The organism is Candidatus Zixiibacteriota bacterium, from assembly GCA_040753495.1.
Lineage (GTDB): Bacteria > Zixibacteria > MSB-5A5 > GN15 > PGXB01 > DYGG01.
On sequence record JBFMEF010000003.1, the window covers coordinates 1 to 24,187 of the forward strand.

Consider the following 24,187-nt stretch of genomic DNA (forward strand, 5'->3'; position numbering starts at 1 on the left):
TAATCGTCTCATAAGCAACCTGACTTGTAGTATTTATTTTGTAGGTCAAAATCCCTCCCTGGTCGCCGTGTGCGACTTGGGTTTTGACATTTTGTGTCTGCGTGCGCCAATCGGGGGGCACCGCAAATGATTGTCGAAACCTAAGAAGGGTCTCATCCTTCTCGTACCTATCTTTGCAGGGGCGAACCTGCGCGCTCGCCCGATTTTTAGGTCCACAGATGGGTCGACCTTTACGATGCATGGTAGGTCAGGTTCCTGCTTGCCCGCCCTGGCGGGTGAACCTGACTCCATGTCATTCCCGCGCAGGCGCCTGCCCGCCTGTGGCGGGGGAATCCAGTACCTGTGCGCGGCAGATCTCCACATCTGCCCGATGCTTCTGTGCGCGGCAGATGTCCACATCTGCCCGATGATAAATTATAACTCAATCCGCCCCAAATATCAACCCTGATGTGTGAATAATTTCACAAGGAAAAACTCCAAGTTTCCATTACACAAATTGGGGCGGTTATCTGTCAATCGGATAGGTAATAGGGAGATTGATTGACAATTTCTAAATATGGATTAGATTGTATAGTATTCAGGGGCGGAATTCTATCCGCCGCTTTAAGGAGGGAATCTATGAACTCCAATGTTCCAATTTGTAAGCCAAGAATTCTTTCATTTGATTCAGTTGTACTCATACTGATTGTGATGGTCATGTTAATCACCGCTTCTGCATCTGGGCGGAATCTTTATTCGCCGCGGTCGCCAAAGTTGACCGGGCAGAAATTAACGACCGAACCTTGCTCGCAAGGATTGATCCATGACGTAGGCAGAATGGCGCTTGCCATAACGAATATCGGCTTTATTGGCTCGGGTCTAATAATTCAGCCAGACTTTCCTTATGATCTTCCGCCTTCCTGCCAGTATCCTTATCCCAGTGAGAAGGAACATCTCTTTTTGGGTTCGCTATGGATTGGCGCGATTGTCGGTAGTGACACCTTGGTCAGTGTAGGCATAGACGGCTGGCAGATGACAAAAGAAATGTGGCCGGAAACATGCCCCGAGGGGGCAATTAGAATCCGATCAAATATTAAAGATGACTCCGGTGCTGTTTCCGAACAAGATTATATAGCAATCTATACCGACACTCTTACAAATCCACCCTATGTCTTCCCGGACCCATTTGAAGGTAGGCCACATATTCCCCTGAAACTGGAAGTTACGCAGAAAAGCTATGCCTGGAGCAATCCTGAAGCTGATGACTTTGTCATCTTCGATTTTAATATTAAGAACATTGGAGCAGAAATTCTGGAAGATGTCTATATCGGATATTATGTCGACGGTGATGTAAAGCTCAAAAGCACATCGACCGGTTTCGAGGACGATATTTGCGGGCTGAAACAAGATATTCAGCTGTCTTTTGCCTGTTCTTTCACCGATTCTGTCCACCTTGCTTGGATTGCTGATAATGACGGCCGCCAGGAATCTTCCGATCCATGTCCGTATGAGAATGCATCTTCACTGACATCGGTGACAGGTATTCTTCTCCTTGCTACACCCGGTGAGACGACGAATTTCTCTTTCAACTGGTGGATATCGAATGCGAACGCGGGGCTTGATTGGGGACCAAGGAAGCAAGGAACGGTCGAATATCCTATGCGCGATTTCGGCGGATTTCTTGGCACGCCGGAAGGCGACCGGAATAAGTACTATATCATGAGCCATCCCGAAATCGACTATGATCAGCTCTTTACCTCTGTCGACCATTCCTCCGAAGGTTGGCTCGCGCCTCCTCCATACTCCGACAATTTGGCCGACGGTACCGACACAAGGTATCTCCTCTCCTTCGGTCCTTTCGATATTATGCCCGGCGAGTCGGCACCGTTCGCTTTCGCCTATGTGGCCGGCGAGAATTTTCACACCGATTGCGAGGCTTTCGAGAACCTCTTTGACCCATACTCGCCGCAGGCTTATGCCGACCAGCTCAATTTCGATGAATTCGTTACCAACGCCCTTCAGGCAAAATGGCTCTATGACATACCCGGCTATGACACCGACAGCGATGGCTACGCCGGCAAATATTATCTCTGCGGTGTCGAACCTGACCAGGATACCATTTTCTACGAAGGTGATGGCGTTCCCGACCTGAAAGTACCGCAAATATCCCCTTATCGCAAATCGTTGAGACTGACATTAGAAAATGATGTTGATGTCAGAGTCCGCTGGAACGGCTTGGTACCGGAAACACGGTTAGACTACCGACTGGGATATAATGACTTCGAAGGATACAGTATTTCCTATATGATTCCCCAGGCTACCGGCATTATTAAGGTGGCAGAGTACGATAAAGAAGACTTCTGGAAACTGATCTGGAATTTTGAGCACTCCGTCTGGGTCTATACTGATGTACCATTCACCCGGGAACAGACTCAAGCGCTTTACAGCATCTCTGACCCGATGCAATATAGTGCGCCTGATACCGCACTCGCTCTCCACTGGCTCGATTCTCTCTTCTATTTCTTGCCGGTCTGCGCCAATAACTCAAACCTGTTCGACCCGCTTCTGATTCACAAACTCTATCCATATCAACCGTACCCGTCCACCTTCAACATTGACTCGCTCCACGCCTACTATCCAGATGAACTCACTCATGACGGTTTCCTCAAGTACTTCGAATACGAATATGTTATAAGAGACCTGGAACCGAGCACCCAGTACGTTATCAAACAGGCATATTTCGATTTCGAATTTTGTCGGTCGGACGGCTCTGAGTTATCGTATGTTGATACCATCTGGACCATGCCCTCCACCGATGTCCCGGACGACGGCGATGGCATCCTCGCCGAGAATTTCCGCATTCACCAGAACTACCCCAATCCCTTCAACCCCAGCACCGAAATCCAGTTCGACCTGCCCCGCAAAGAGAACGTCACCCTCACAATTTTCAACCTCCTCGGGCAGACAGTGAAAGAGTTCGAACTGGGCGAGAAACAGGCCGGCTCGCATACTGTCATCTGGGATGGCACCGATAACGCCGGCCGCTCTGTCGCTACCGGCATCTATCTCTACCGTATCACCGCGGGTGATTTCATCGGCGCGAAGAAGATGGTGTTGCTGAAGTGAAAGCGTCAATTTGGTGCCCCACCGTCCTGGTCGCCGCGGCGACTCGCGCTGGGTTTTTTAAGAGCAAATTCGTACAATAGATAATCCCACTCCAAGGAGTGGGGCACCAATGCGGCATGATATGTCGAATCCACAAGGGATTCGACCTGCGAAGAGAGACTGCTTCGTCGCACCTCGCAATGACGGAAAATTCCCCCCTCTGTTTCATTTTCTCCCCCTGTCTGACGATATATCGAGAGATGATTGCTTAATCCAATTTTGACCGCCTAATGCGATTACAATTGACTTTAACCTATGTCATTCAATATATTAATTAATCATCTCCGCCACGGGCAGTCTCCGCCATAGCGGAGCAGGGAGAACTTATGAAATTTGACACTTCCATATTCAAAGCCTACGATATCCGCGGCACGGTGCCGGAACAACTGAACGAAGAACTGGCTTACCGTATCGGCAACGCCCTCTGCGGCTACCTTAAGCCGACCGCTATCGCGGTCGGGCGCGATATGCGCGTTTCCTCCGATATCCTCTTTGATTCCCTCGCCCGCGGCATCACCGACGCCGGTGTCGATGTTATCGACCTCGGCTTGGTCTCCACCGATGGCCTCTATTTCGCCGTCGGGAAATTCGGCTACGACGGCGGCGTTATGATTACCGCCAGCCACAATCCGAAACAGTACAACGGATTCAAAGTCTGCAAAAAAGAGGCGCTTCCTCTTTCGGGGCAGGAAGGGCTCGACAAGGTCAAAGAGGCCCTCGAAAACGATATTGTCATCAAATCCCCCCAGCGCGGGAATATCGTCAGAAAAGATATCACCGCCGACTACGCTGAGCACTGCCTCTCCTTTATCGACATCTCGGTCATCAAGCCGTTCAAGATTGTGGTCGATGCCGGCAACGGCATGGCCGGCGCCACTCTGCCGCCGGTCTTCGAGCGTCTTCCGCTCAAAGTGGTCCCGCTCTTTTTTGAACTCGACGGCTCCTTTCCGAATCACCCGGCCTCACCTATCGAATTGGAAAACTTAGTCGAATTGCAGAAGAAAATCGCCGAGGAAAAAGCCGATTTCGGGGTCGCTTTTGATGGCGATGCCGACCGGATGTTCCTGGTTGACAAAAACGGCAAGCAGGTCGGCGGCGATATGACCACCGCCCTGGTTGCCGATAATTTGCTCGCCAAAAATCCGGGCGAAACGATTCTATATAATCTTATCTGCTCGCGGGCCGTGCCGGAGCTAATCGAGCGCAAAGGGGGGCGGCCGCTCAAGACGCGCGTGGGGCATGCCCTTATTAAACCGCTTATGAAAAAGCATAACGCCATTTTCGGCGGCGAGCATTCCGGGCATTTCTATTTCCGCAACAACTGGTTCGCCGATTCCGGGCTGATTGCCTTTCTCGTGGCGCTGGAACTTCTGAGCCGCTCCGCCAAACCGCTTCACGAAAAAATCAAAGAGATTGACCCCTATTTCCGCTCCGGCGAGATTAACAGCCGGGTCGATTCGGCGACCGAGAAAATTGAAGCCGTTGCCAAATATTATTCTGATGGCGAGCAGGACCGTCTTGACGGCCTGACTGTTTCGTATCCTGATTTCTGGTTCAACCTCCGCCCCTCCAACACCGAGCCGCTGATTCGTCTGAACGTGGAAGCCAACTCCAAGGGGCTTTTGGAGAAGATGGTTGAGGAGATATTGAAGATAATCCGGTCGTGATCGGACTTCCTTACCTCAGAAAAATCTTAGCCTTTGGATGAAGCACCCAGGCCCCGTCAGAGAGTAGAAATATTGCATTGTGAGCCGCACTCCTAATATATAGAAGGGAAGACTGATGTGAAGTTGATAAGGAAGTCTGTCAAGGTGGGTTCCTTAGCTGTTGTCTGCATCTTCTATACCTGCTTGGCGACAGTTTAAATTGCGCCGTCAGGAGTCCCTCCTGACGGAAATTCCCCCCCCATTTCCCCCTACCCATTCCCTCCTCAATTTTGTAAGTTAAACTGTTCGGCAAACTTACCGAACTATTGAATGATATACTATGCCTTCTAAAAATGTAGAACTCAGAGTCGGTTTCCTCATTATCGCCGCCCTGGTTATCCTCGTCGGCGCCATAATCTGGATTCAGGGATACCGCTACGGTAAAGAGAACTACCGCTTTTCGGTCGTTTTCACCGAGGTCGGGTCGCTCGCCAAAGGGGACCCGGTTATGGTCTCCGGCATCCGCAAAGGGAAAGTCCGCGACCTGAGTCTCGCCGAAAACGGCGTCTTGGTCGAGCTGGTTTTGAGCAATGATGTCCTCCTCAAGGAAGACGCCACCGTCACTATCAAAAATATCGGCCTGATGGGGGAGCGGTTTGTCGCCGTCAGCCCCGGAAAATCATCCAACAAGCACGACCTGATGCGCCCCATTATCGGAAACTACGATACCGGTATCCCGGAAGTGATGGGGATGATGGGAGAGATGATTGATGAACTGCGGCAACTGGTGCATTCTTTCAAGACCTCTATCGGCTCCGACTCCAACCTGAACAAATTCACCGGCGCCGTCAGTAATTTCGAGGAACTCTCCCGCTCTCTTAACGACTACGTCAAACGTAACAACAATAAACTGGACCAGGCGGCGGAGAATTTCCTGAAAGCCTCCTCAGAACTGAGGAAACTGACCGTCAATAATTCCAGCCGGGTCGATTCGATGATGACCCGCTTCGACAAAAGCAGCAAAAAAATCGATTTGCTGGTCGATGACCTGACCGAGGTTGCCGCCACCGCCCGCGAATTCGCCAACAAACTCGACAGCGGCAACGGCACCCTGCAGATGCTGGTGGAAGACCGGCGGCTTTATGATGACCTGCGACGAACCGCCAACAATATAGATGAACTGGTGAGCGACATCCGCGCCAATCCAAAAAAATATATAGGCCTTACGGTGAGGATATTCTAATGGGAAAATTCAGACTCGCGATAGGATTGCATAATCATCAACCGGTCGGCAACTTCGATTCGGTTTTCGAAGAAGCCCATACTCAGGCATATCTGCCGTTCTTGAAAGTGCTCGAAAAATTCCCCAATGTCCGTCTTTCGCTCCATCAGTCCGGCATTCTCTGGGACTGGCAGGAGAAACATCATCCGGAATATTTCGATACGGTGCGTCAGATGATTGCGCGCGGGCAGATTGAACTTATGACCGGCGGTTTCTATGAGCCGATTTTGCCCTCCATCCCCGACCGCGACAAACTGGGGCAGATTGCCCTTCTCAATCAATATCTCAGCGACCGCTTTGGAGCCTCCCCCTCGGGTCTCTGGCTGACCGAGCGGGTCTGGGAGCCGCATCTGCCCAAAATCCTGAATGAGGCGGGAGTCATGTATCTTCCGATTGACGACACCCATTTTCTTTACGCCGGCTTTGAACTGAGCGACCTGACCGGAATCTTTGTAACGGAGGAATCAGGTCTCACCGTCAGGCTTCTTCCGATTCAGAAAAAACTGCGCTACCTGATACCGTTTGGCACGGTGGAGAAGGTGATGACCGAACTGATGCGGCAGGCGGAGCGCAATCCCAACGGTCTTGCTATCTATGCCGATGACGGCGAGAAATTCGGCGTTTGGCCCAAGACTCATCAGCATTGTTATGATGACGGCTGGCTGGAACAGTTTTTCACGGCGCTTCAGGAGAACTCCGGCTGGCTGGAAATCTGCACTTTGGGTGATGCCGCGCAGAGCGAGCCGGTGGGACGAGCCTATCTGCCGTCGGCTTCCTACGCCGAAATGCTCCACTGGTCGCTGCCGCCGAAAGCCTTCGCCGAATATGAAGATTTCGAGCATTGGCTGGAGATGCATGGACAGATGGAGCAGTACGGGCGGTATGTCCGCGGCGGACACTGGCGCGGTTTTCTTGCCAAATATGAAGAAGCCAATCTGATGCACAAACGGATGCTGGCGGTCTCCGACACCCTGGATAAATTCAGCAGGGAATTTCCCGACCGTACCGACCTGATTGAAAAAGCCCGACATCGTCTCTACGCCGGGCAGTGCAACTGCCCTTACTGGCACGGAGTATTCGGGGGATTGTACCTTCCCCATCTGCGCGCCGCCATTTATGAGAACCTGATTGAGGCGGAGAAAATTATTACAGAGTCGGAGCGTCGCCAGGTAAGCCGGAAGAATTACGACTTTGATTGTGACGGCCATGATGAGGTTGTGGTCCGAACCCAGAAATTCGCGGTGATATTCAAACCGTCGGTCGGCGGAATGCTTCTCGAACTGGACAGTTACGACGGCAAATTCAATTTCTCCGACACGCTCAAAAGGCGCAAGGAAGGGTATCACTGGAAACTGGCTAAGGCGAAACTTGACTCGCAACAGACCGAAGAAGACCAGACCGCATCGATTCATGACCTGGTCTTGACCAAAGAGCTCGGACTCGACAAGTTGCTTGCCGATGACTGGTACAGCCGGCGCGCATTTGTGGACCACTTCCTCCCTCAACATGCCGATATCGACCTCTTTCAGTCGGGCCATTTTAACGAAGAGGGGGATTTTGCGCTCGGAAAATATGAATCCGACAAGAAAGGGGCGAGCAATATTGTCAGCCTGAAACGAAACGGACATCTCTGGCGCGCCGAAGGTATCAAAGAGCTGACCGTGGAAAAAGTATTCTACTTCGCCGATGACTCCGATGTCTTCTCGGTCAATTACTGCCTCTATTCCGAAAGAGATGATATCTACAACATCCGCTTCGCGGTTGAGAATAATTTCAACTTCCAGGCCGGGCATGCCGACGACCGCTATCTGATTTATGACGGCGCCCGCAAGGAAAACAGTTTCCTTGATTCAGCTGCTGTCACTCCCAACTGCTACACGACAATCATGCGTGATGACTATCGTCGCCTCGCTGTCGCCCTCGCTCTCGACAAACCGGCCGAAGTCTGGCAGGTGCCGATATTTACTATCTCCCTGTCCGAGGGAGGGTTTGAAAAAGTGTACCAGGGAACCACGCTCTTGCATATATTCAATTTTCATCTGATGAAAGGGCAGCGGTTCGAAATAACATTTCTTACCTTTGCCGGACCGCTCGATTATATACCGAAACGATTTGTCACCACCCAGGCCGGAGCGATATTTTGAGCTGACCGGTTTCGCCGCCCATAAGTTTTTGTCTGTCTTATACTTTACTTTTTTGGAACAATCCCCGCGGCGTATATGTCATATATTTTATAGACGGCGCATGGTAGCCTGAAATCGTATAAATTAGACACTATGAGTTTTATTATGCTTTTTGCTTTGACTGTTCTGACCATCTTTTCCGCCCTGGTGATTCTCTTTATCCGGCTCTTCAACAAGGTCTGGTGGAAACATAAGGCGGTTCGGGTCGCGGCTTATCTGGTTCCGGTCTTCGGGCTTCTCTCTATTGCGGTCTGGTTTTCGGCGCATCGGTTTGATATCGAACCGCTGAAACGGGTCGGGTCGGTAATGGCGGCCGGCTCGCTGGTGCTTCTCCTCGGTCTGACCCTCTCGCTCCCCTTCTCCGGTATTCTGAATTTCATCCATCGCCTGATGGAGAGAAGAAGAGCCAGACAGGCGGTCTATCCGGCAGAAACCTTCAATCGCGACCGGCGAGTTTTCCTGAAAGGCGCCGCCGCGGCTCTTCCCCTGGTCACTGTCGCCACCGGAGGCGGCGGAATCGCCCGGGCATTCCAGGGAACCAATGTTTATCTCTTGCCGATGAAATTTCCGAACCTTCCCCCGGAATTGAATGGACTCAGAATTCTTCATCTGACCGATTCGCATCTCGGTATCTACAAAATGCTCGATGACTTTGAAGAGATACTGCTCGCGGCGGAACCGTATCATCCCGATATAATTCTCCTGACCGGCGATATTGCCGATGACCTCGCCTTGCTGCCCGATACGCTGAAGATGGCGGCTGAGTTGAATCCGCCGTACGGCACCTTTGCGTCGCTGGGGAATCATGAGTACTATCGCGGCATAAACGAAGTACATCAGATTTTCGCCAGGAGCCCGGTGCCGCTTCTGAAAAGTTCCGGCATCACGCTTGATATAAAAGGGACACCCCTATATCTGGCGGCGGCTGATGACCCCAAATTCTTGCGCCGTGACGGCTCCGCATTTCTGCACAAGACCATAACGGCGGCGCTCGATGGCGCCCCCTCCGATGGCTTTAAGATACTGATGACTCATCGTCCCGAAGGGTTTGATATCGCCGCCGATTACCGGATAAATTTGACACTGTCGGGTCATACCCATGGCGGACAGGTGGGGGTCGCCGGAAGAAGTTTCTTTGCGCCGTTTATGCCCGGACGGTATCTCTGGGGTCATTATCAAAAAGGGAATTCCCAGATGTACCTCTCCTCCGGTATTGGACACTGGTTCCCTTTCCGTCTCGGCTGCCCGCCCGAAGCCCCTGTTATCGAACTGCGCCGCTCGGCTTAGTTTTTCACTCCCAATAAGATAACTTCTATTCTTATCGTCTTTCTCTCCGCCATCGCGTTTTCAGCAAAAAGAGGCATGCTGATTTCCAGATTTTTTGCTTGCCATTTTCGTGAAATAAGGTATAAGAGTTAATGTATCCTAAAAAATAGCGTGAGGTCGATTAACCCTGATTCTTTACTCCTGTAAAACTGGACATCCTTTGATGAGCTCGGAAGGAATGACCAAACAAGGAGGTTGGTAATGAAAGAGATTAAACGTAACAGCTGGGCAAAATTCTGCAAGAGTTTTAACTCGTCAAATCAGTATCGTCAACTGGATATAAGCATCGTCGAAAGAGAAAATCACTCCCGCATCCTGGCCGAGAATCTTCCCTTCCTCGGCATATCACTGGAGAAAACGGGGCGGGCAATCAGCGGTCTCCAGATATTCACCGGGCTCTGGGACCCGGAGAAAATTCTGGCGCCGATTTTGACCATCAAAGAACCGGAATCAGTTTTCCTTCAGAAAGATACCGACAACAGCGATAAGATTCTGGTGATAGAATCGAAAGATGGCTCACGGGCGGAACTGGTGCTGTTTGGAGTGCCCAACCCGGAGCAGTCGCGACTTCTGGTGGAGAAACTGGCGTATGCTCTGGCGGAGCAAAGAGGATTTTCGGGCGGGAACGATATGTCCGACTGGTTGGAGGCGGAACGGCTCGTGCATCAGGCGGAGATGCGTCTGAAAGAGTGAGGCGCGCCCGGGCGACCAGACGGGTGGGTTCCTGCAAAACTATATCCGCACTTTCAATCATCCACTGGTGCCCCACCCCTTGGGGTGGGTTATTACAAACTGAATCCGTACTATATACTACCCCACCGCAAGCGGTGGGGCACCGTTGTCGACTCTTTGTCGATTTAACTTCGGCCTACTCCCCCGCTACAGCCTCTCCACGCACTCCGCAATCAATGCCCGCAGTTTCGGCTCGGTTTTATTGGCGGTGGCGATAATCTCATCAAGGGAACAGGCGGTCAGGGCATCGGGAAGCCCCATGTCGGTAATTATTGAAAACGCCAAAACTCTGGTCTGCTGATGTCGCGCCGCTATCACCTCCGGCACCGTTGACATCCCCACCACATCGGCTCCAATGGTCCGCAAGAATCGGTATTCCGCCGCCGTTTCCAAATTAGGCCCGGCAACAGCCACATAGACTCCCTTGCGCACCGGAATCTTCAATTCCAGCGCCGCATTCTCCGCCATTCTCACCAACTCCTTGTCATAGCAGTTGTACATATCGGGAAAGCGGTCGCCGATGGAATTATCATTGCGCCCGATTAAGGGATTATTCCCCAGCAGATTGATATGGTCGGTAATAATCATAATGTCGCCGCGGTTGAACTGCGGATTAAGACCGCCGCAAGCGTTGGAGACAATGAGAGTCTTGACTCCCAGCGCTTTCATCACCCGCACCGGAAAGGTCACCTGCTGCAGTGAGTACCCTTCGTAATAATGAAACCGTCCCTGCATGGCGACAACGTTTTTCCCTTTCAGTTTTCCAAAGAGAAGCCGTCCGGCATGCGACTCGACGGTCGAAACCGGGAAATGCGGGATATCGCCGTACTCAACTTTTGCGGCGACCTCGATCCCATCGGCAAGGGAGCCAAGCCCGGTGCCAAGGATAATGCCTGTTTCGGGAGCGAGGGAGGTTTTGGTCCGAATAAATCTGGTCGCTTCATCTATCATTGTCTTCAAATCGCTCATTGCTGCTCTCCCTGGTTGTTCGGGTTTTCCGGTTTCGGCGCGAGGCCCGTTTCCATCTGGAATTGCTCCACAATCCGGTCGATATCGCTCAGCGGGTTTTCCCTCTGGGGTGTTTCACTTTTCGCGGCTGAAACGGGAGAGTCCGCTTTCGCTTTCAACGGGTCAAGATTCTCCAAAAGTTTCAGATGCGCCCCGATATCGGCGCGAAGCTTGGTGTAAAGAGAACGCCTCGTGAATTCCAGTTCTTCCAGTCGCCGCTCCAGGTCGGCCGCTTTTCGGTGACGTTCTTCAATTATCTCATCGCGCCGCCGCCGCGCTTCCGCGACAATCAGGTCGGCTTCTTTCCGGGCGTTGGACAACATCAGCTCCGCCCCGCGCTGCGCTTCCACCACCGCCATTTTAATTGTCTCTTCGATATTCTTCAACTCCTGGTACCGCTGCGTCAGCGCCTCTTTTTCCTCGGTCAGTTTTATCGCCTGCACCCGGGCTTCTTCCAGCGAGGTCGCCACTCCTGCCAGAAAGGCGTCAACCTCAGTCTTGTTGTATCCGCGGAACGCCTGCGAAAACCTCTGATTGCGGATTTCATTGGGGGATAATTCCATTGGGCACCTTCTTATTTGAATTAAAATTAAATTTCATATCACTTAGTCTCCATTGTCTAAACCTTCGGCGGCGCGCTGCGGCTTTCCTTGACAAGTATCGCTCGGTTACCTCTTCCTCTCCCCGAACAGCGCCGAGCCGAGACGAATCATATTGCTTCCTTCCTCAATCGCCGTCTCAAAATCGCCCGACATCCCCATCGAAAGAATATGGAATTTCTCGCCAGCGAGCGCCTGTCCCTGCTCCAGGATTTTTCGGGTCATCCGGAAGGAGGCCCTCAGTACCGGCTCGCTCTCCGTAAGGGGACCGACTGTCATCAAACCGCGCAAGGAGATATGCCGAAGTTCCAGGATATCTTCGATAAGACGTTCCGCATCGGACGGTCTGACGCCGAATTTCGAGAGTTCTCCGGAGGAATTTATCTCCACCAGGCAATCGATTTTCTTCCCTTCCGATTCGGCGGCGCGGTTCATCGCTTCGGCAAGTTTCAGGGAATCGACCGACTGAATCATATCGAACATCTTTACCGCCTTGGCCGCTTTGTTGGTCTGGAGATGCCCCACCAGATGCCAGCGGGCAACCTGCCCCAGTTCTTTAATTTTCTGCTCCGCCTCCTGCACCCGGCTCTCCCCGATATCGCCCAGGCCGTAACCGACCGCCGCCTTAATGGCCGCCGAAGGAAAGGTTTTGGCGACAGCAACTATGGCGATATCGCTTTCCTGCCGTCCGGCCTTCTTCGCCGCCGCGGCGACCCGAGCCCGAACATTCTTTATACTTTGCTCGATATATTTATACAAAACCGACGCCTCTTGTTAATCGACATCTTAAGTAATTGCAAAGAGGAAGGCAATTCAAGGGAAATGTTTTAGAGCGATCCGCTGCAAATGAGTATTAAAAAAGGGCGAGAAAAGTCCTCGCCCTTCATTTACCTGTGATTCGCGGCGTTAATTGACGGTCGTCTCGAGACAGTACCGTTTCATTTTTGCCCGAAGAGTCGACTCGTGGATAGAGAGAATCCGGGCCGCCTCCGATTTGTTGCCGTTGGCCGCCGCCAGCGCCTCCATCAGAAGACGTTTCTCAAACTTCTCCACCTGCTCAAAAAGCGAATTTGCCGTCTCCTCCCGCCTGGTGTCGAAAAAGGAACGGGCTAATTCCGCTATGGAGCCGTCACGCGCCATCGCCGACAATGCCGCCAGTTGTTTCACCTTGTTTTCCAGCTGACGGATATTCCCGGGCCAGTCATATCCGAGAAATTGCCGCACCAACTCCGCCGACGGGCGGTCTCCCTCTGACAGCAGTCCTTCACGGCGCATAAAAAACTCCAGCAGGAAAGGAATATCTTCCTTCCGTTCCCGCAAGGGCGGGATTTCTACCGCAATTCCTGCCAGACGATAATACAGGTCGGAGCGGAAAAGCCCCGCCTTCACCATCTCGGTCAGGTCGCGATTAGTTGCCGCTATGACTATCAGGTCAAGTTCGAATTCTTCCGACGTCCCCAGGGGGCGGAGTTTTCTTGTCTCGAGAATGCTGAGCAGTTTTGCCTGCAACGACAACGGCAACTCCCCGATTTCATCAAGCAAAAGGACACCCCGGTTGGCCGCCATAAAAAGCCCGCGACGATTGTTATCGGCGCCGGTGAATGCCCCCCGCTGGTACCCGAACAGTTCTGATTCAATCAGGGTGTCGGGCACGGCAGCGCAGTTCACCGCCAGGTACGGTCCGGTAGGACGGGCAATTGAATGAAAATACCGCGCCATAAAATCCTTGCCGGTGCCGGTTTCGCCGGTCAGGAGGAGCGGCAGACGAGAGCTTTTCAGAAGATGGAGCTGCTTGACAATCCCCTCCATCCGCGGGCTACGCGTCGGAAATCCGACTGTCGTTTCCGCCGACATAATCTCTCCGCCGGAACTATTCTTGCTATTCGGCTGCACCGATGATATCAGACGTTGCGTTTTTTCGGCTTTGACTGCAATGCCGCAAGCGGCATAGATCTCCTCGGCGCGACAGAGGTATATCAGCTTCTTCCCCGCCTCAAAAAGACTCGAGATTCCGGCGACCGTCAGAGATTCGGCTAATTCGAATTTGGCTTTCCGTTCCTGCAGAAGTTCAATTGATTCAAGATATCCGGCGCGCGCTTTGTCGGGGCGCTCCAGCGCCTCCTGACAGACGGCGATAATTCTATGCAGGGCGCCGATTTCCACGGCATCGTCAAGCCGCTTCATCGCCGCCATCGCCGAATTGGCGTAAACCAGCGCCTTCCGGAAATTCTCGCGCCTTACCCAGAGCTCCGCCAAATGACGCAGTGGCCGCGCCGCCAGAAGCGATTCCGGAGCCAGCTTTCCCGCCTTCGCCACCGCTTCTTCCAGCATCCGCTCGGCATCTTCATTACGGCCCTCTTTGACCGCCAGTTCGCCGCAATATGTCAGATAAATTATCTCTTCGTTCTGGAATTCTCCGCGCCGAATCAGCTCCAGAGCATTCTCGAAACTCTCCGCCGCTTCTTCCAGACGCTCCCTCTGCATCTGCAGATACCCCAGCGACAGGTACGCGCGGGCAATCTCCAAATCGTCGCGGAATTGCGTGGACAGCTCAATATTGAGACGAATATTCTCTTCGGCGGCCGAGAGCTTCCCCAGGAAGGTATAGACCCGACCGATATTGCCGAAAAGATAAGCCAGACGGCGGTTGTCGTTGATTCTGCGAGCCGCCTCCACCGCCTCCAGAAGATAGCGCAGCGAGGCTTCAAAATCACCCTTGCGGAAAAGGATACCGGCAAGACGGTTCAAGGCATCGCCGGCGCGGGCGATGTCATCATTTCTGCGATGTATCGATTCGGCGTCACGGTACGCCTTCTCAGACTCATTGTAGTTCCCCATATCTCTTAAGATGTCGCCCAGCGTCAGATATCCGTCACCCAGTTCACCCGAATCACCGGAAGACTGCGCCAGCGACAGGATAGCGGTTCTTATAAGAGGAAGGGCTTTGGAGAAATCTCCCAATGAGCTGTAGGCTTTGGCACCGAGACGCATCATTATTCCGCTGTCAACATCGGTCCGGTCGTTCCAGACTTCCCGAAGCGACTCAAAATACCGCGCCGCCTCGGCAAAGTCCTTACGGGCTACCAGGCCGGCGAGATATTTCTGGCAGGACATGCGGAAATCGAGGTCGTTGGTGTTAACCAGACTCATGGTTCAATTTCCCCTGCGAATAAGGTTAGAGTTAACGGTGGTAACATTTGTGGTCACGGCGCCACTGGTGAGCGAACGCCCGTTGAGAATTAAACTGCGGAAGATATTCCAACCCCGCACCACGTTTAGGAAGGGAACCACCCGCGAGAATTCAATGGAAGGTGACGGCGCGCCAATCATTATGCTGTTGGTCTGAATGACACCGCCGCCGTCATAAATGCTGTACAGCTCACCACCCCAGGGATGGTCATCAGCCTCGCTGATTTCAATACGGTTGGAAAACGGGTGATAATACCCGTATGACGGCGCTGCCAATAGAAGCAGCAGCAGCGGCGCCATGATTGCCCAAAACTTTCTGGTTTTCATTTCACCAACTCCTTGGTTTAATGTTTAAAAATTATGTAATTTAAATAATCTCTTATTAAGAGTAAGGAAGTGAAGGATAATGGGACAAATAGCCGAGCACCCATCTCAATATAAAAGATATGCCCCATCTCTAATTGTGTCAAGTGAAATCATTATCCGGCAATGTCTTATGTCGCCTTATCTTGTGTCCTATGAACAGGATAGAAGAAATATTAAATATTGCGGGCGCTCTTTTGGCTGGTCTTGACAGGCGCCGTCGTTATGCAGATATTGCCCCGTTATTAAATTAAACTGCAAAATCCCGATTTAGGTTATAAAGAGTATCAGATGAGGAACCGATGGTGAAAAATTTCGCCATAACCGGAGTCGCCGGTTATGTTGCCCCGCGGCATCTTAAAGCAATCAAAGAAACCGGAAACCGTCTCGTCGCCGCCGTTGACCCCAATGATTCTGTCGGCATTCTTGATAGCTTCTTCAAAGATGTCCGCTTTTTTACGGAATTTGAGCGGTTTGACCGTCATATCGAAAAGCTCCGTCGGTCCGGAGGGGAGCAGCGGGTTGACTACGTCAGTATCTGTTCGCCCAACTATCTGCATGATGCCCATGCCCGCTTTGCCCTGCGGGTCGGCGCCGATGCCATCTGCGAAAAACCGGTGGTGCTCAATCCCTGGAATATCGATGCCCTTCAGGAGCTGGAAAAGGAAAGCGGTCATTATATCTACACCGTCCTGCAACTGCGCGTACATCCCTCACTCATCGCTTTGAGAGAGAAAATCAGAAATGAAAAAAGTAAGAGCAAATACGACATCTGTCTGACCTATATCACTACCCGGGGACCATGGTACCTCGTCTCCTGGAAAGGGCAGGTGGACCGCAGCGGCGGCCTTGCCACCAACATTGGAATCCACTTCTTCGACCTGCTTATCTGGCTTTTCGGACCGGTGCAGAAAAGCGAAGTTCATATCTCGTTTCCGACCAAGACTGCCGGGTACCTGGAGCTTCCCCATGCCCGCGTGCAATGGTATCTCTCGATTGACAGCAATGACCTTCCCGAAAAACTTCGCGCCCAGGGTAAGCCGACCTATCGCTCGATTACTATTGATGGCGCCGAAGTGGAATTTTCTGAAGGATTTACCGACCTGCATACGATAATCTATCGCGAGGTGCTCGCCGGCCGCGGATTCGGGCTGGAGCAAGCCCGCCCGTCAGTGGAGCTGGCGCATCAGATACGGGACGCTAAACCGTCGGGTAGAACCGCCGACTCCCATCCCCTCGTTGGCAATATCAGTTGAAAGACCCTGTCACCTATAATGCAAAACGCCTCCGATGACTTATCGGAGGCCGCCTTGCAGGTAATAGGTTGGGAAGTGCTAAACTTTATCTTTATCGGCGACGATTCTTAATCAACATTTCTATTTATTTATACCGTACTGCCGCAGATTTGTTTCAATTTCTTTCTTTTTTTCCGCTAAATAATATCCTTCATCAATCCACCATCGCACCTTTTGTCCAAATATCTTGATTTTGACTCGAAATGGTTTAATATTATCGCTTTAGGCATCCAGGAAGTTCGTCAGCCGACCCCCATAGAGTAAATGCAATTGCCGGCCAGGGGCGGCGAACCGGCGGAGGTAAAAGATGGATTATTTTAAACGAACCAGAATTTCGAAAATTCTTCTCGACAACGCAATTCCCCTGAATCAGAACATAATTGTCCTGGGCTGGGTGCGGACTATCCGCGAATCGAAAGGGGTCGCTTTTATTGAGTTAAATGACGGCAGCTGTATGGGGAATCTTCAGGCCGTCCTGCATGACCCGGCCGGGTTCCCGGCGCTGGAGAAAATTCTCACCGGCGCCTCGGTGCGGGCAGTTGGAAAACTGGTCGAATCGCCGGCCTCAGGTCAAAAGTACGAACTGACGGTCTCGGAAATCGAACTGGTCGGTGAAGCCGACCAGAGTTTCCCCCTGCAAAAAAAGCGCCACAGCTTCGAATACCTCCGAGAGATTGCCCATCTTCGCCCCCGCACCAATACTTTTGGGGCGGTGAACCGGATACGTTCCAAAATCGCCTACGCCGTTCATAGATTTTTCCAGGAGCGCGGATTTTATTATATCCATACCCCTATTATCAGCGCCTCCGATGCCGAAGGGGCCGGCGACCTCTTCCGGGTTACCACTCTTGACCTGTCCAAGCCGCCGATGAAAAATGGCCATATCGATTTCGATGAAGATTTCTTTGGCTCGGAAGCCTTCCTTACCGTTTCCGGTCAGCTGGAGGCGGAAATCGCCGCCATGGCGCTGGGGGATGTCTATACGTTCGGGCCGACCTTCCGGGCGGAGAACTCCAATACCTCGCGCCATGCTTCCGAATTCTGGATGATTGAGCCGGAAATGGCGTTTGCCGAGCTTGAGGATGATATGCAGATAGCCACCGACTTCCTTAAGTATCTGTTCCGTTACGCGCTGGAAGAGGGAAAAGATGAGATGGCGTTCTTTGGACAGTGGATTGATAAAGAGGTGGTGAAGACTCTGGAGCATGTGATAGATTCCGATTTCGTGCGACTGCCGTACACCGAAGCGGTCAAGACGCTGGAAAAATCGGGCGAGAAGTTTGAGTTTCCGGTGAAATGGGGAATCGATATGCAGTCGGAGCATGAGCGGTATCTGACCGAGAAAGTGTTCCGCAAGCCGGTGATTGTGTACGATTATCCCAAAGATATAAAGGCTTTCTATATGCGGGTGAATGATGACGGCAGGACGGTGCGAGCGATGGATGTTCTGGTGCCGAATATAGGCGAAATTATCGGCGGCAGCCAGCGCGAGGAGCGCTATGACGTTCTTCGGGACAACATGATATCCAAGGGGCTCAATCCGGAGAACTATGGCTGGTATCTTGATTTGCGGAAATATGGCACGGCGCCGCATGCCGGGTTTGGACTCGGATTTGAGCGGACGCTGATGTATATTACCGGCATGGCGAATATCCGGGACGTTCTCCCATTCCCGCGCGTCCCCCGCTGGGCAAAGTTTTGAAAAGGTTAGTCAATTAAGAACGGAGTACAATATGACCGCTTCTACTAAAGGGAGAAGTCTTTTGGTGCCCCACCGTCCTGGTCGCCGTGGCGACTTGCGGTGGGATTGTCGACATTACATTTTAAACAGGCAAATCCCACCGCGCGGCGTGCCGCACCGATAGTTTCCCCTACCGCACCCGCAATCCCGCTATCTTGACCGCCCCCCGATGGTACCCATCCGGGAAAAGACGCTCCAGCTCATCCAGGTCGATGCCGCAGGCTTCGCAGGTCTCATAGACCGTTGGAACCCGCTCGTTCTTCTCAAAAAACTCCCGCAAAAAATGAATTACCTTCCAATGCCTGTCACTTAGTTTCCCGCCCGGAATTTTCATATCCTGCGCCCGAAATGCGGCGAAATACTCATCCCATTCGTCGGCATGCACCAAAAACCCCCGCACATCTGTTTCATAGGTCTTGTTGGCGGAGATATTATTGAGGTCCTCCGCCGCCGCCAGAGAGTAGCTGTTGCCGGTTTGACTCTCCCGGTAGGTTATGCCGGCCAGTCTGCAAACTCCCCGCAGATATCCGCTGGGAAAGAGGCGGCGAAGGTCTTTGAGACGAAGCCCGTTCTGACGGCAACACTCATAGACGGTCATGCATTTCCCGCTCCTGTGAAAATGGTCGCGCAGGGAAGTGATGATATCCCAGTGTTCCTTGGTCAGACCGCCCACCATGCCAAGGTGCAACGCCATCCCTTCCGCGAAACTCTCTTCCCAATCCCGAAAATCTGTCAGAAACCCCTGCGGGTCAATTTCCCACATTTTGCTTTTGAATGAGAATTGACTCATAACGTCCTCCCGAAGTTTGTGTATGATACCATCAATATAAACATAGCCGCAGATGTCCACAATAAGAAACCTTGCCAGGATGCAAATTTGCTTGGTAAATGCGGACAATTCATATATATTTTCTCCGTGAAATCGGGACTAAAAAAGACCCGCATAGCGCTTCTCGGTTATGGCTCCCAGGGGCGCGCCTGGGCCCTTGATCTGCGCGACAGCGGCCATAATATTATAATCGGATTGCCGCGCCGGTCGAAATCAATCAGGATAGCGCGCCGGGACGGTTTCAAGGAAATCGCCGAGGTATCCAAAGCGGTAGCCTTGTCGCAAATCGTAATCTTCGCCTTCCCGGACCATTTGCATGGAAAAGTATACAAGAAAGATATTAAACCATACCTGAAACCGAAAACGGCCCTGGTTTTTCTCCACGGCTTCTCCCTCCACTTCAGAACCGTCATTCCGCCGAATAACTGCGATATTATTCTTCTGGCGCCGCTGGCGCCGGGCCGGGCGGTGCGGGAGAATTATCTTAAGAAAAAACCGGTCGCTTACTTCTATTCGATTCATCGTGATGCCACCGGCATGGCAAAGGCGACGCTGACGTCATTAGTACATGGACTCAGGATTGCCCGGCGGAATCTAATAGAAACCACCGTTGCGGATGAAGCAATCGGCGATATCTTTGGCGAACAGGCGGTGCTTTGCGGGGGGCTCTCGCAGTTGATAAAAGCCGGGTACGACACCCTGGTTGCGGCGGGACTTTCATCCGACAAAGCCTATCTGGAAGTCGCCTACCAGATTGACCTGATTGTGGAAATGATAAAGAAGTTCGGCATCGAGGGGATGCTGAGTCGAATATCCTTGACGGCTCGCATTGGCTCAATCCTTTCCGGCCGACGAATCATCGATAGCTCGGTCAAGTCGCGAATGAAAAAAGTCCTGGCAGAAATCAAATCCGGGAAATTCGCCCGACGTCTCACTGCCCTGGACCCAAAGAGCCTGAAAAGACTCGATGCCGCCGTCAGGAAGATGAGCTCGGCCGCTTTCGAGAAATCGGCACGCAAATTCGCCCCGTAACAAGTCCCCTCCACTTTTGTAGTTGACGCCTCCTCCACAAACCATTAATTCACTCCCATAATATCGTGATTTCGATGTCGGGAGAGAAATAATGCTCAAAAAAATTGCCGGAGCGGCATTGGCGGTCCTCTTGATCGTCCTGGTCGTTCTGGTTTTCTATTATGACCTGCTTAATATTCGCGAAGGCAAGATTGATTCCCTGGCGAATATTGTCGAACTGGAAGATACCCGCTTCGCCTCCGACCGGCTGGTCGGATATCTCAACCATGATGACCCGGAGATTCGCGCCCGCGCCGCGCTGGCGCTGGGAAGAATCGGCGACTTTTCGACAACTGATAATCTTTTCAGACTATTGGCAGACAGTTCAGTAGATGTTGCCGCAACGGCGGCATTTGCCATCGGCATAACCGGCAGGAAAGAGTTCGCATTTCGTCTTCTTGAAGAAACGCCGGAGGCCTCGCCCGATATTCTGGCGATGGCGATACAGTCGGCGGGACGACTGGCCGATTCAACAATGACCGACTTTCCGATGGCGGTTGCCGGATTCTTGAGTCACCCCGACCATCGTGTGCGCGAGCAGGCGGCCTATGCCCTCTGGCGCGCCGGCGCCCGGTCGGCCTCGGAGCAACTGTTTGTAATCGGACGGAGCGACCCGGTCCGGGCGGTCCGTGTCGCCGCCCTTTACGCCCTGGCGCGAATCGGAATTGCCGACCAGGGGGATTTCTATATGCAGTTTCTTCCCGACAATGACCCTTTCGTGAGAATGACCGCCATCCGCGGGCTGGGATTGCGCAAAGACGACAGTCAGACCACTCTGGCGGCGGTAGGATTGAACGACCGCGACAACAGCGTTGTCTCGCAGGCGATATCATCACTCACCACGATAGGCAGCATCAGCGCTCTGGAATTTCTTCAGAACAAGTATGAGGGGGAAACCGATGAAAAACTCAAACTGCAGCTAATAGAAAGTTTCACCCGACTGAAAAGTGACTTGATTCTCGACCAGGTCTCTTCTGAAATCGATTCTCTATCCAGCCCCAGTTTCAAAGCGGCGGCGGGGGTATATCTTGCCACCATACAGGGGGGCGAAGCCCTGGCCCTGATTGATAGTCTCCTGGAACTGGATAACCGCCAGGTCAATGCCGCCATCTGTCAGGCGCTGCAGGTTATCGGCGGGGAGTACGCCAAGCCGCGTCTTGGCACCCTCTTGAATGACAGCATGCCGGAAGTGCGGAGAGCCGCTCTTGATGCCCTCTGCGTCATCGACCAGGTCAATGTCGATTACTATATCAACACCGTCATCAATGACACCGACGCCACCGTGGCGGCGCAGGCAATCGACAAAATTGGTCAGTTGAAAGCCCGGCAGTTTCTCCCGCAACTGAAATCAATGATGCGCGCTCAGGAACAGCTTGAGGTCGATATTCAGCGCTCCATCGCCGGCGCCGCCGGGGAATTTCTTAATCCTGACGACGTCGATTCGCTTGCCGAAGAGATTCTCTATCACTGCCTGCTCAGCAAAGATTATCTGGTCAGCAAAGAAGCAGCGGATATATACAAAAAGAAGCTGCATCAGGACAGAAGCGAATATATCACGCGACCGGATGGGGTCCTGTCAAAGAGAGAATTGAAAAAATTCATCAGAAAATACAGCAGTAATCCCCACGCCGTAATCTCTCTTTCCTCCGGTGAGGTCGATATGGAACTTTATCCGCATGTGGCGCCCCTGACGGTTCACAATTTCATCCAACTCGCCCGCGAGAAATTCTATGACGGATTAACCTTTCATCGGGTCGTGCCGGCTTTTGTCGTCCAGGGGGGCGACCCTCACGGCGACGGCTGGGGCGGTCCCGGATATTATATTCGATGCGAATACAGCAATCTTCCCTTCGAGCGCGGCGCCGTCGGAATCGCCACTTCCGGTAAAGACAGCGGCGGCTCGCAGTTTTTTGTCATGCTGGCGCGCGCTCCCCATCTCGATGCCCGCTATACGCTCTTCGGTAAGGTGGTCAAGGGGATGGAGCATATCGACAAAATAGTCAGAGGCGATATCATCCGCTCTATAAGGATAATTGAGGTAAAATCAAAATGACCAAATATATCGGTTCCGCTATAATTCTGACGCTGGCGTTTGCCGGTGGACTGCTTGCCGAAGAGGCAAATGAACTGACACATATCCTCGATTGCGCCACCGTCACCTATGACCTCGCTTTCGAAAAGGTCAACGACCTTACCTTTGACGCCACCATGTACGAGAAACGGCTCGATGGCGACGGCAATATCAAAGAGACAAAAAAATACGAGAAAAAAATCTCTTTGAAAAAAGGAGAAGCGGGCAGATACCGTTATCATGAAGAATATCTTGGCTACTATGTTGACGGCGAAATGAAAGAGAAAGAAGACCTCAAAAAGCTCGCAAAGGACCGGGAAGAGCGGAAAAAACGTCGCGGCGGCCGAGATATCTCCTTCGATATCGCCGCTCCGCTGAAGCCTGCCAATCGGGAATTATTTGAAATAAAAAATGAAGGGGTCGCGGAAGAGCCATACAGCGGGCTGGATTGCTACCGTCTGTCAGCCCGACCGGTTCTGGAGAAATTCGATGGGGATGCGGTGGATACGCTGGTCAACTACCTGTTTTATATCGATACTGCAAGCTTTCATATTGCCCGGGTCGATTTCGAGCCGGCTTCGCTTGCCAGCCAATTCATGTTCAAAATGAAAGAACTGAAAATGTCGATTCGATATGAGCCGTATGATGACCAACTCTGGCTTCCGGCCCGATTTGAGATTGAAGGTAAAGGGAAGGCGATGTACTTCATCGGCATCGATTTCAAAGCGGAAGAACTCTACTCCAATCCGGTAGTAAACGGAGGGGTATCGGATACTCTCTTTAAGTAAGGGACATACCAGTGGAGTATTGACAAATGTGTGAAAATGCAATTGAAGGAATATTATGAGCAGGCAGCATTATCTCTCCGGCGTTAAATGGGAACCGATTGTCGGATATGCGCGGGCGGTCAAAGCCGGCTCGACCATATTCATTGCCGGAACCACCGCCACAGGAGAAGATGGCGCCCTGGTCGGGAAAGATGACCCGGCGGCGCAGACCCGTCAGATAATCAGGAATATCGAAAAGGCGCTGGTGGCGCTGGGCTCCTCGCTTCAGGATGTTGTCCGAACTCGCATTTATGTCGTCAATATCGATGATTGGGAAAAAGTCGGCAAGGCTCATGGCGAATTCTTTCGCGACATCAAACCGGCCTGCACCATGGTCGGTATCAAACAGCTGGTTTCACCCGATATGTTAGTTGAAATCGAGGCCGAAGCAGTGGCGGGATAGAAAACGTCCGCCGCGACCCAGAACGGTAAGGCGCCAGTCGAGTAGGCCAAAGTCCCTCCTGGGTTTTGGCATTTTCGGGTGTCGAAACCGGAGAAGAATTTCGACCTGCTCCCCTTATGAAGAGAGATTGCTTCGTCGCGCGCCGGAATTGCGCCATCGGCGCAATGAGAGGTGGCTCCGCGCAATGACGGAGAGGGAGATTGGGACTGACGAGAATTGTAGCGGTCGACCCGTGCGTCGACCTGGTCAAAAGCGCAAACGCACTGATGCATCACCCCTTGGGGTCGGCATGATAGACTGGATTCGTGCGATAGACTATCCCCACCGCAAGCGGTGGGGCACCTAATGATTTCATCATGTCATATCCGCCTGCGGCGGATTAGACCCGACAAATCAGTACAACACTCTTCTTTAGATAATTCCTCCTCAATTCTCCAGATTCCCCGCTGTCGCCATCACGTAATTTTTCGTGTCAAAA

General features: G+C 52.2%; 18 protein-coding genes. 12 read left to right on the plus strand and 6 right to left on the minus strand.

What is annotated here, in order from left to right:
* Positions 1-1,011: 1,011 nt before the first annotated feature.
* From AB1690_00040 to AB1690_00065, 6 genes are all read left to right on the plus strand, one after another.
* Complete coding sequence (locus AB1690_00040) at positions 1,012-3,105, plus strand: FlgD immunoglobulin-like domain containing protein (protein ID MEW6013693.1); 2,094 nt, start codon at positions 1,012-1,014, stop codon at positions 3,103-3,105.
* Positions 3,106-3,470: 365 nt separating this feature from the next.
* Positions 3,471-4,811 carry a phosphomannomutase/phosphoglucomutase gene (locus AB1690_00045; protein MEW6013694.1) on the plus strand — a complete coding sequence of 447 codons (1,341 nt, stop codon included), beginning with the start codon at positions 3,471-3,473 and terminating at the stop codon, positions 4,809-4,811.
* A 319-nt stretch (positions 4,812-5,130) separates the two neighbouring features.
* Complete coding sequence (locus AB1690_00050) at positions 5,131-6,033, plus strand: MlaD family protein (protein ID MEW6013695.1); 903 nt, start codon at positions 5,131-5,133, stop codon at positions 6,031-6,033.
* A complete protein-coding gene (locus AB1690_00055; protein MEW6013696.1) occupies positions 6,033-8,216 on the plus strand; it encodes an alpha-amylase/4-alpha-glucanotransferase domain-containing protein in 2,184 nt (727 codons plus the stop codon). The genes AB1690_00050 and AB1690_00055 overlap by 1 nt, the downstream gene beginning before the upstream one ends.
* Before the next feature lie 144 nt (positions 8,217-8,360).
* Positions 8,361-9,542: a metallophosphoesterase gene (locus AB1690_00060; protein MEW6013697.1), complete on the plus strand. Its 1,182-nt coding sequence runs from the start codon at positions 8,361-8,363 to the stop codon at positions 9,540-9,542.
* 240 nt (positions 9,543-9,782) lie between these two features.
* Positions 9,783-10,274, plus strand: coding sequence for a DUF2934 domain-containing protein (locus tag AB1690_00065; GenBank protein MEW6013698.1), 492 nt, complete (start codon positions 9,783-9,785; stop codon positions 10,272-10,274).
* A gap of 186 nt (positions 10,275-10,460) precedes the next feature.
* Here AB1690_00065 and AB1690_00070 read toward each other — a convergent pair whose 3' ends face one another.
* The 5 genes from AB1690_00070 to AB1690_00090 form a co-directional block, all read right to left on the minus strand.
* Positions 10,461-11,282 (minus strand): purine-nucleoside phosphorylase, encoded by an 822-nt coding sequence (locus tag AB1690_00070; GenBank protein MEW6013699.1) that lies wholly within the window; start codon positions 11,280-11,282, stop codon positions 10,461-10,463.
* A complete protein-coding gene (locus tag AB1690_00075) occupies positions 11,279-11,884 on the minus strand; it encodes a DivIVA domain-containing protein (protein ID MEW6013700.1) in 606 nt (201 codons plus the stop codon). Before AB1690_00075 ends, AB1690_00070 begins: the two co-directional genes overlap by 4 nt.
* A 105-nt stretch (positions 11,885-11,989) precedes the next feature.
* Complete coding sequence (locus AB1690_00080; GenBank protein MEW6013701.1) at positions 11,990-12,679, minus strand: YggS family pyridoxal phosphate-dependent enzyme; 690 nt, start codon at positions 12,677-12,679, stop codon at positions 11,990-11,992.
* Between the two features lie 147 nt (positions 12,680-12,826).
* Positions 12,827-15,070 carry a sigma 54-interacting transcriptional regulator gene (locus AB1690_00085; protein ID MEW6013702.1) on the minus strand — a complete coding sequence of 748 codons (2,244 nt, stop codon included), beginning with the start codon at positions 15,068-15,070 and terminating at the stop codon, positions 12,827-12,829.
* Between the two features lie 3 nt (positions 15,071-15,073).
* On the minus strand, positions 15,074-15,436 hold the full coding sequence (locus AB1690_00090) for a hypothetical protein (protein ID MEW6013703.1): 363 nt from the start codon (positions 15,434-15,436) through the stop codon (positions 15,074-15,076).
* Positions 15,437-15,777: 341 nt separating this feature from the next.
* Between AB1690_00090 and AB1690_00095 the strand changes: the two genes are divergently transcribed.
* Together AB1690_00095 and asnS are read left to right on the plus strand one after the other, a co-directional pair.
* On the plus strand, positions 15,778-16,728 hold the full coding sequence (locus AB1690_00095) for a Gfo/Idh/MocA family oxidoreductase (GenBank protein MEW6013704.1): 951 nt from the start codon (positions 15,778-15,780) through the stop codon (positions 16,726-16,728).
* A 346-nt stretch (positions 16,729-17,074) separates the two neighbouring features.
* Positions 17,075-18,469, plus strand: coding sequence for an asparagine--tRNA ligase (gene asnS / locus AB1690_00100; GenBank protein ID MEW6013705.1), 1,395 nt, complete (start codon positions 17,075-17,077; stop codon positions 18,467-18,469).
* Between the two features lie 169 nt (positions 18,470-18,638).
* On the opposite strand, the gene AB1690_00105 is transcribed toward asnS, so the two are convergent.
* Positions 18,639-19,298 (minus strand): TusE/DsrC/DsvC family sulfur relay protein, encoded by a 660-nt coding sequence (locus AB1690_00105; protein ID MEW6013706.1) that lies wholly within the window; start codon positions 19,296-19,298, stop codon positions 18,639-18,641.
* An 87-nt stretch (positions 19,299-19,385) separates the two neighbouring features.
* Between AB1690_00105 and ilvC the strand changes: the two genes are divergently transcribed.
* The 4 genes from ilvC (at position 19,386) to AB1690_00125 (ending at position 23,709) form a co-directional block, all read left to right on the plus strand.
* A complete protein-coding gene (gene ilvC, locus AB1690_00110) occupies positions 19,386-20,369 on the plus strand; it encodes a ketol-acid reductoisomerase (protein ID MEW6013707.1) in 984 nt (327 codons plus the stop codon).
* Positions 20,370-20,460: 91 nt separating this feature from the next.
* A complete protein-coding gene (locus tag AB1690_00115; GenBank protein ID MEW6013708.1) occupies positions 20,461-22,461 on the plus strand; it encodes a peptidylprolyl isomerase in 2,001 nt (666 codons plus the stop codon).
* Positions 22,458-23,267, plus strand: coding sequence for a hypothetical protein (locus AB1690_00120; GenBank protein ID MEW6013709.1), 810 nt, complete (start codon positions 22,458-22,460; stop codon positions 23,265-23,267). The genes AB1690_00115 and AB1690_00120 overlap by 4 nt, the downstream gene beginning before the upstream one ends.
* A 55-nt stretch (positions 23,268-23,322) precedes the next feature.
* Entirely contained in the window at positions 23,323-23,709 is a 387-nt protein-coding gene (locus AB1690_00125; protein ID MEW6013710.1) for a RidA family protein, read from the plus strand.
* Positions 23,710-24,187: the final 478 nt, after the last annotated feature.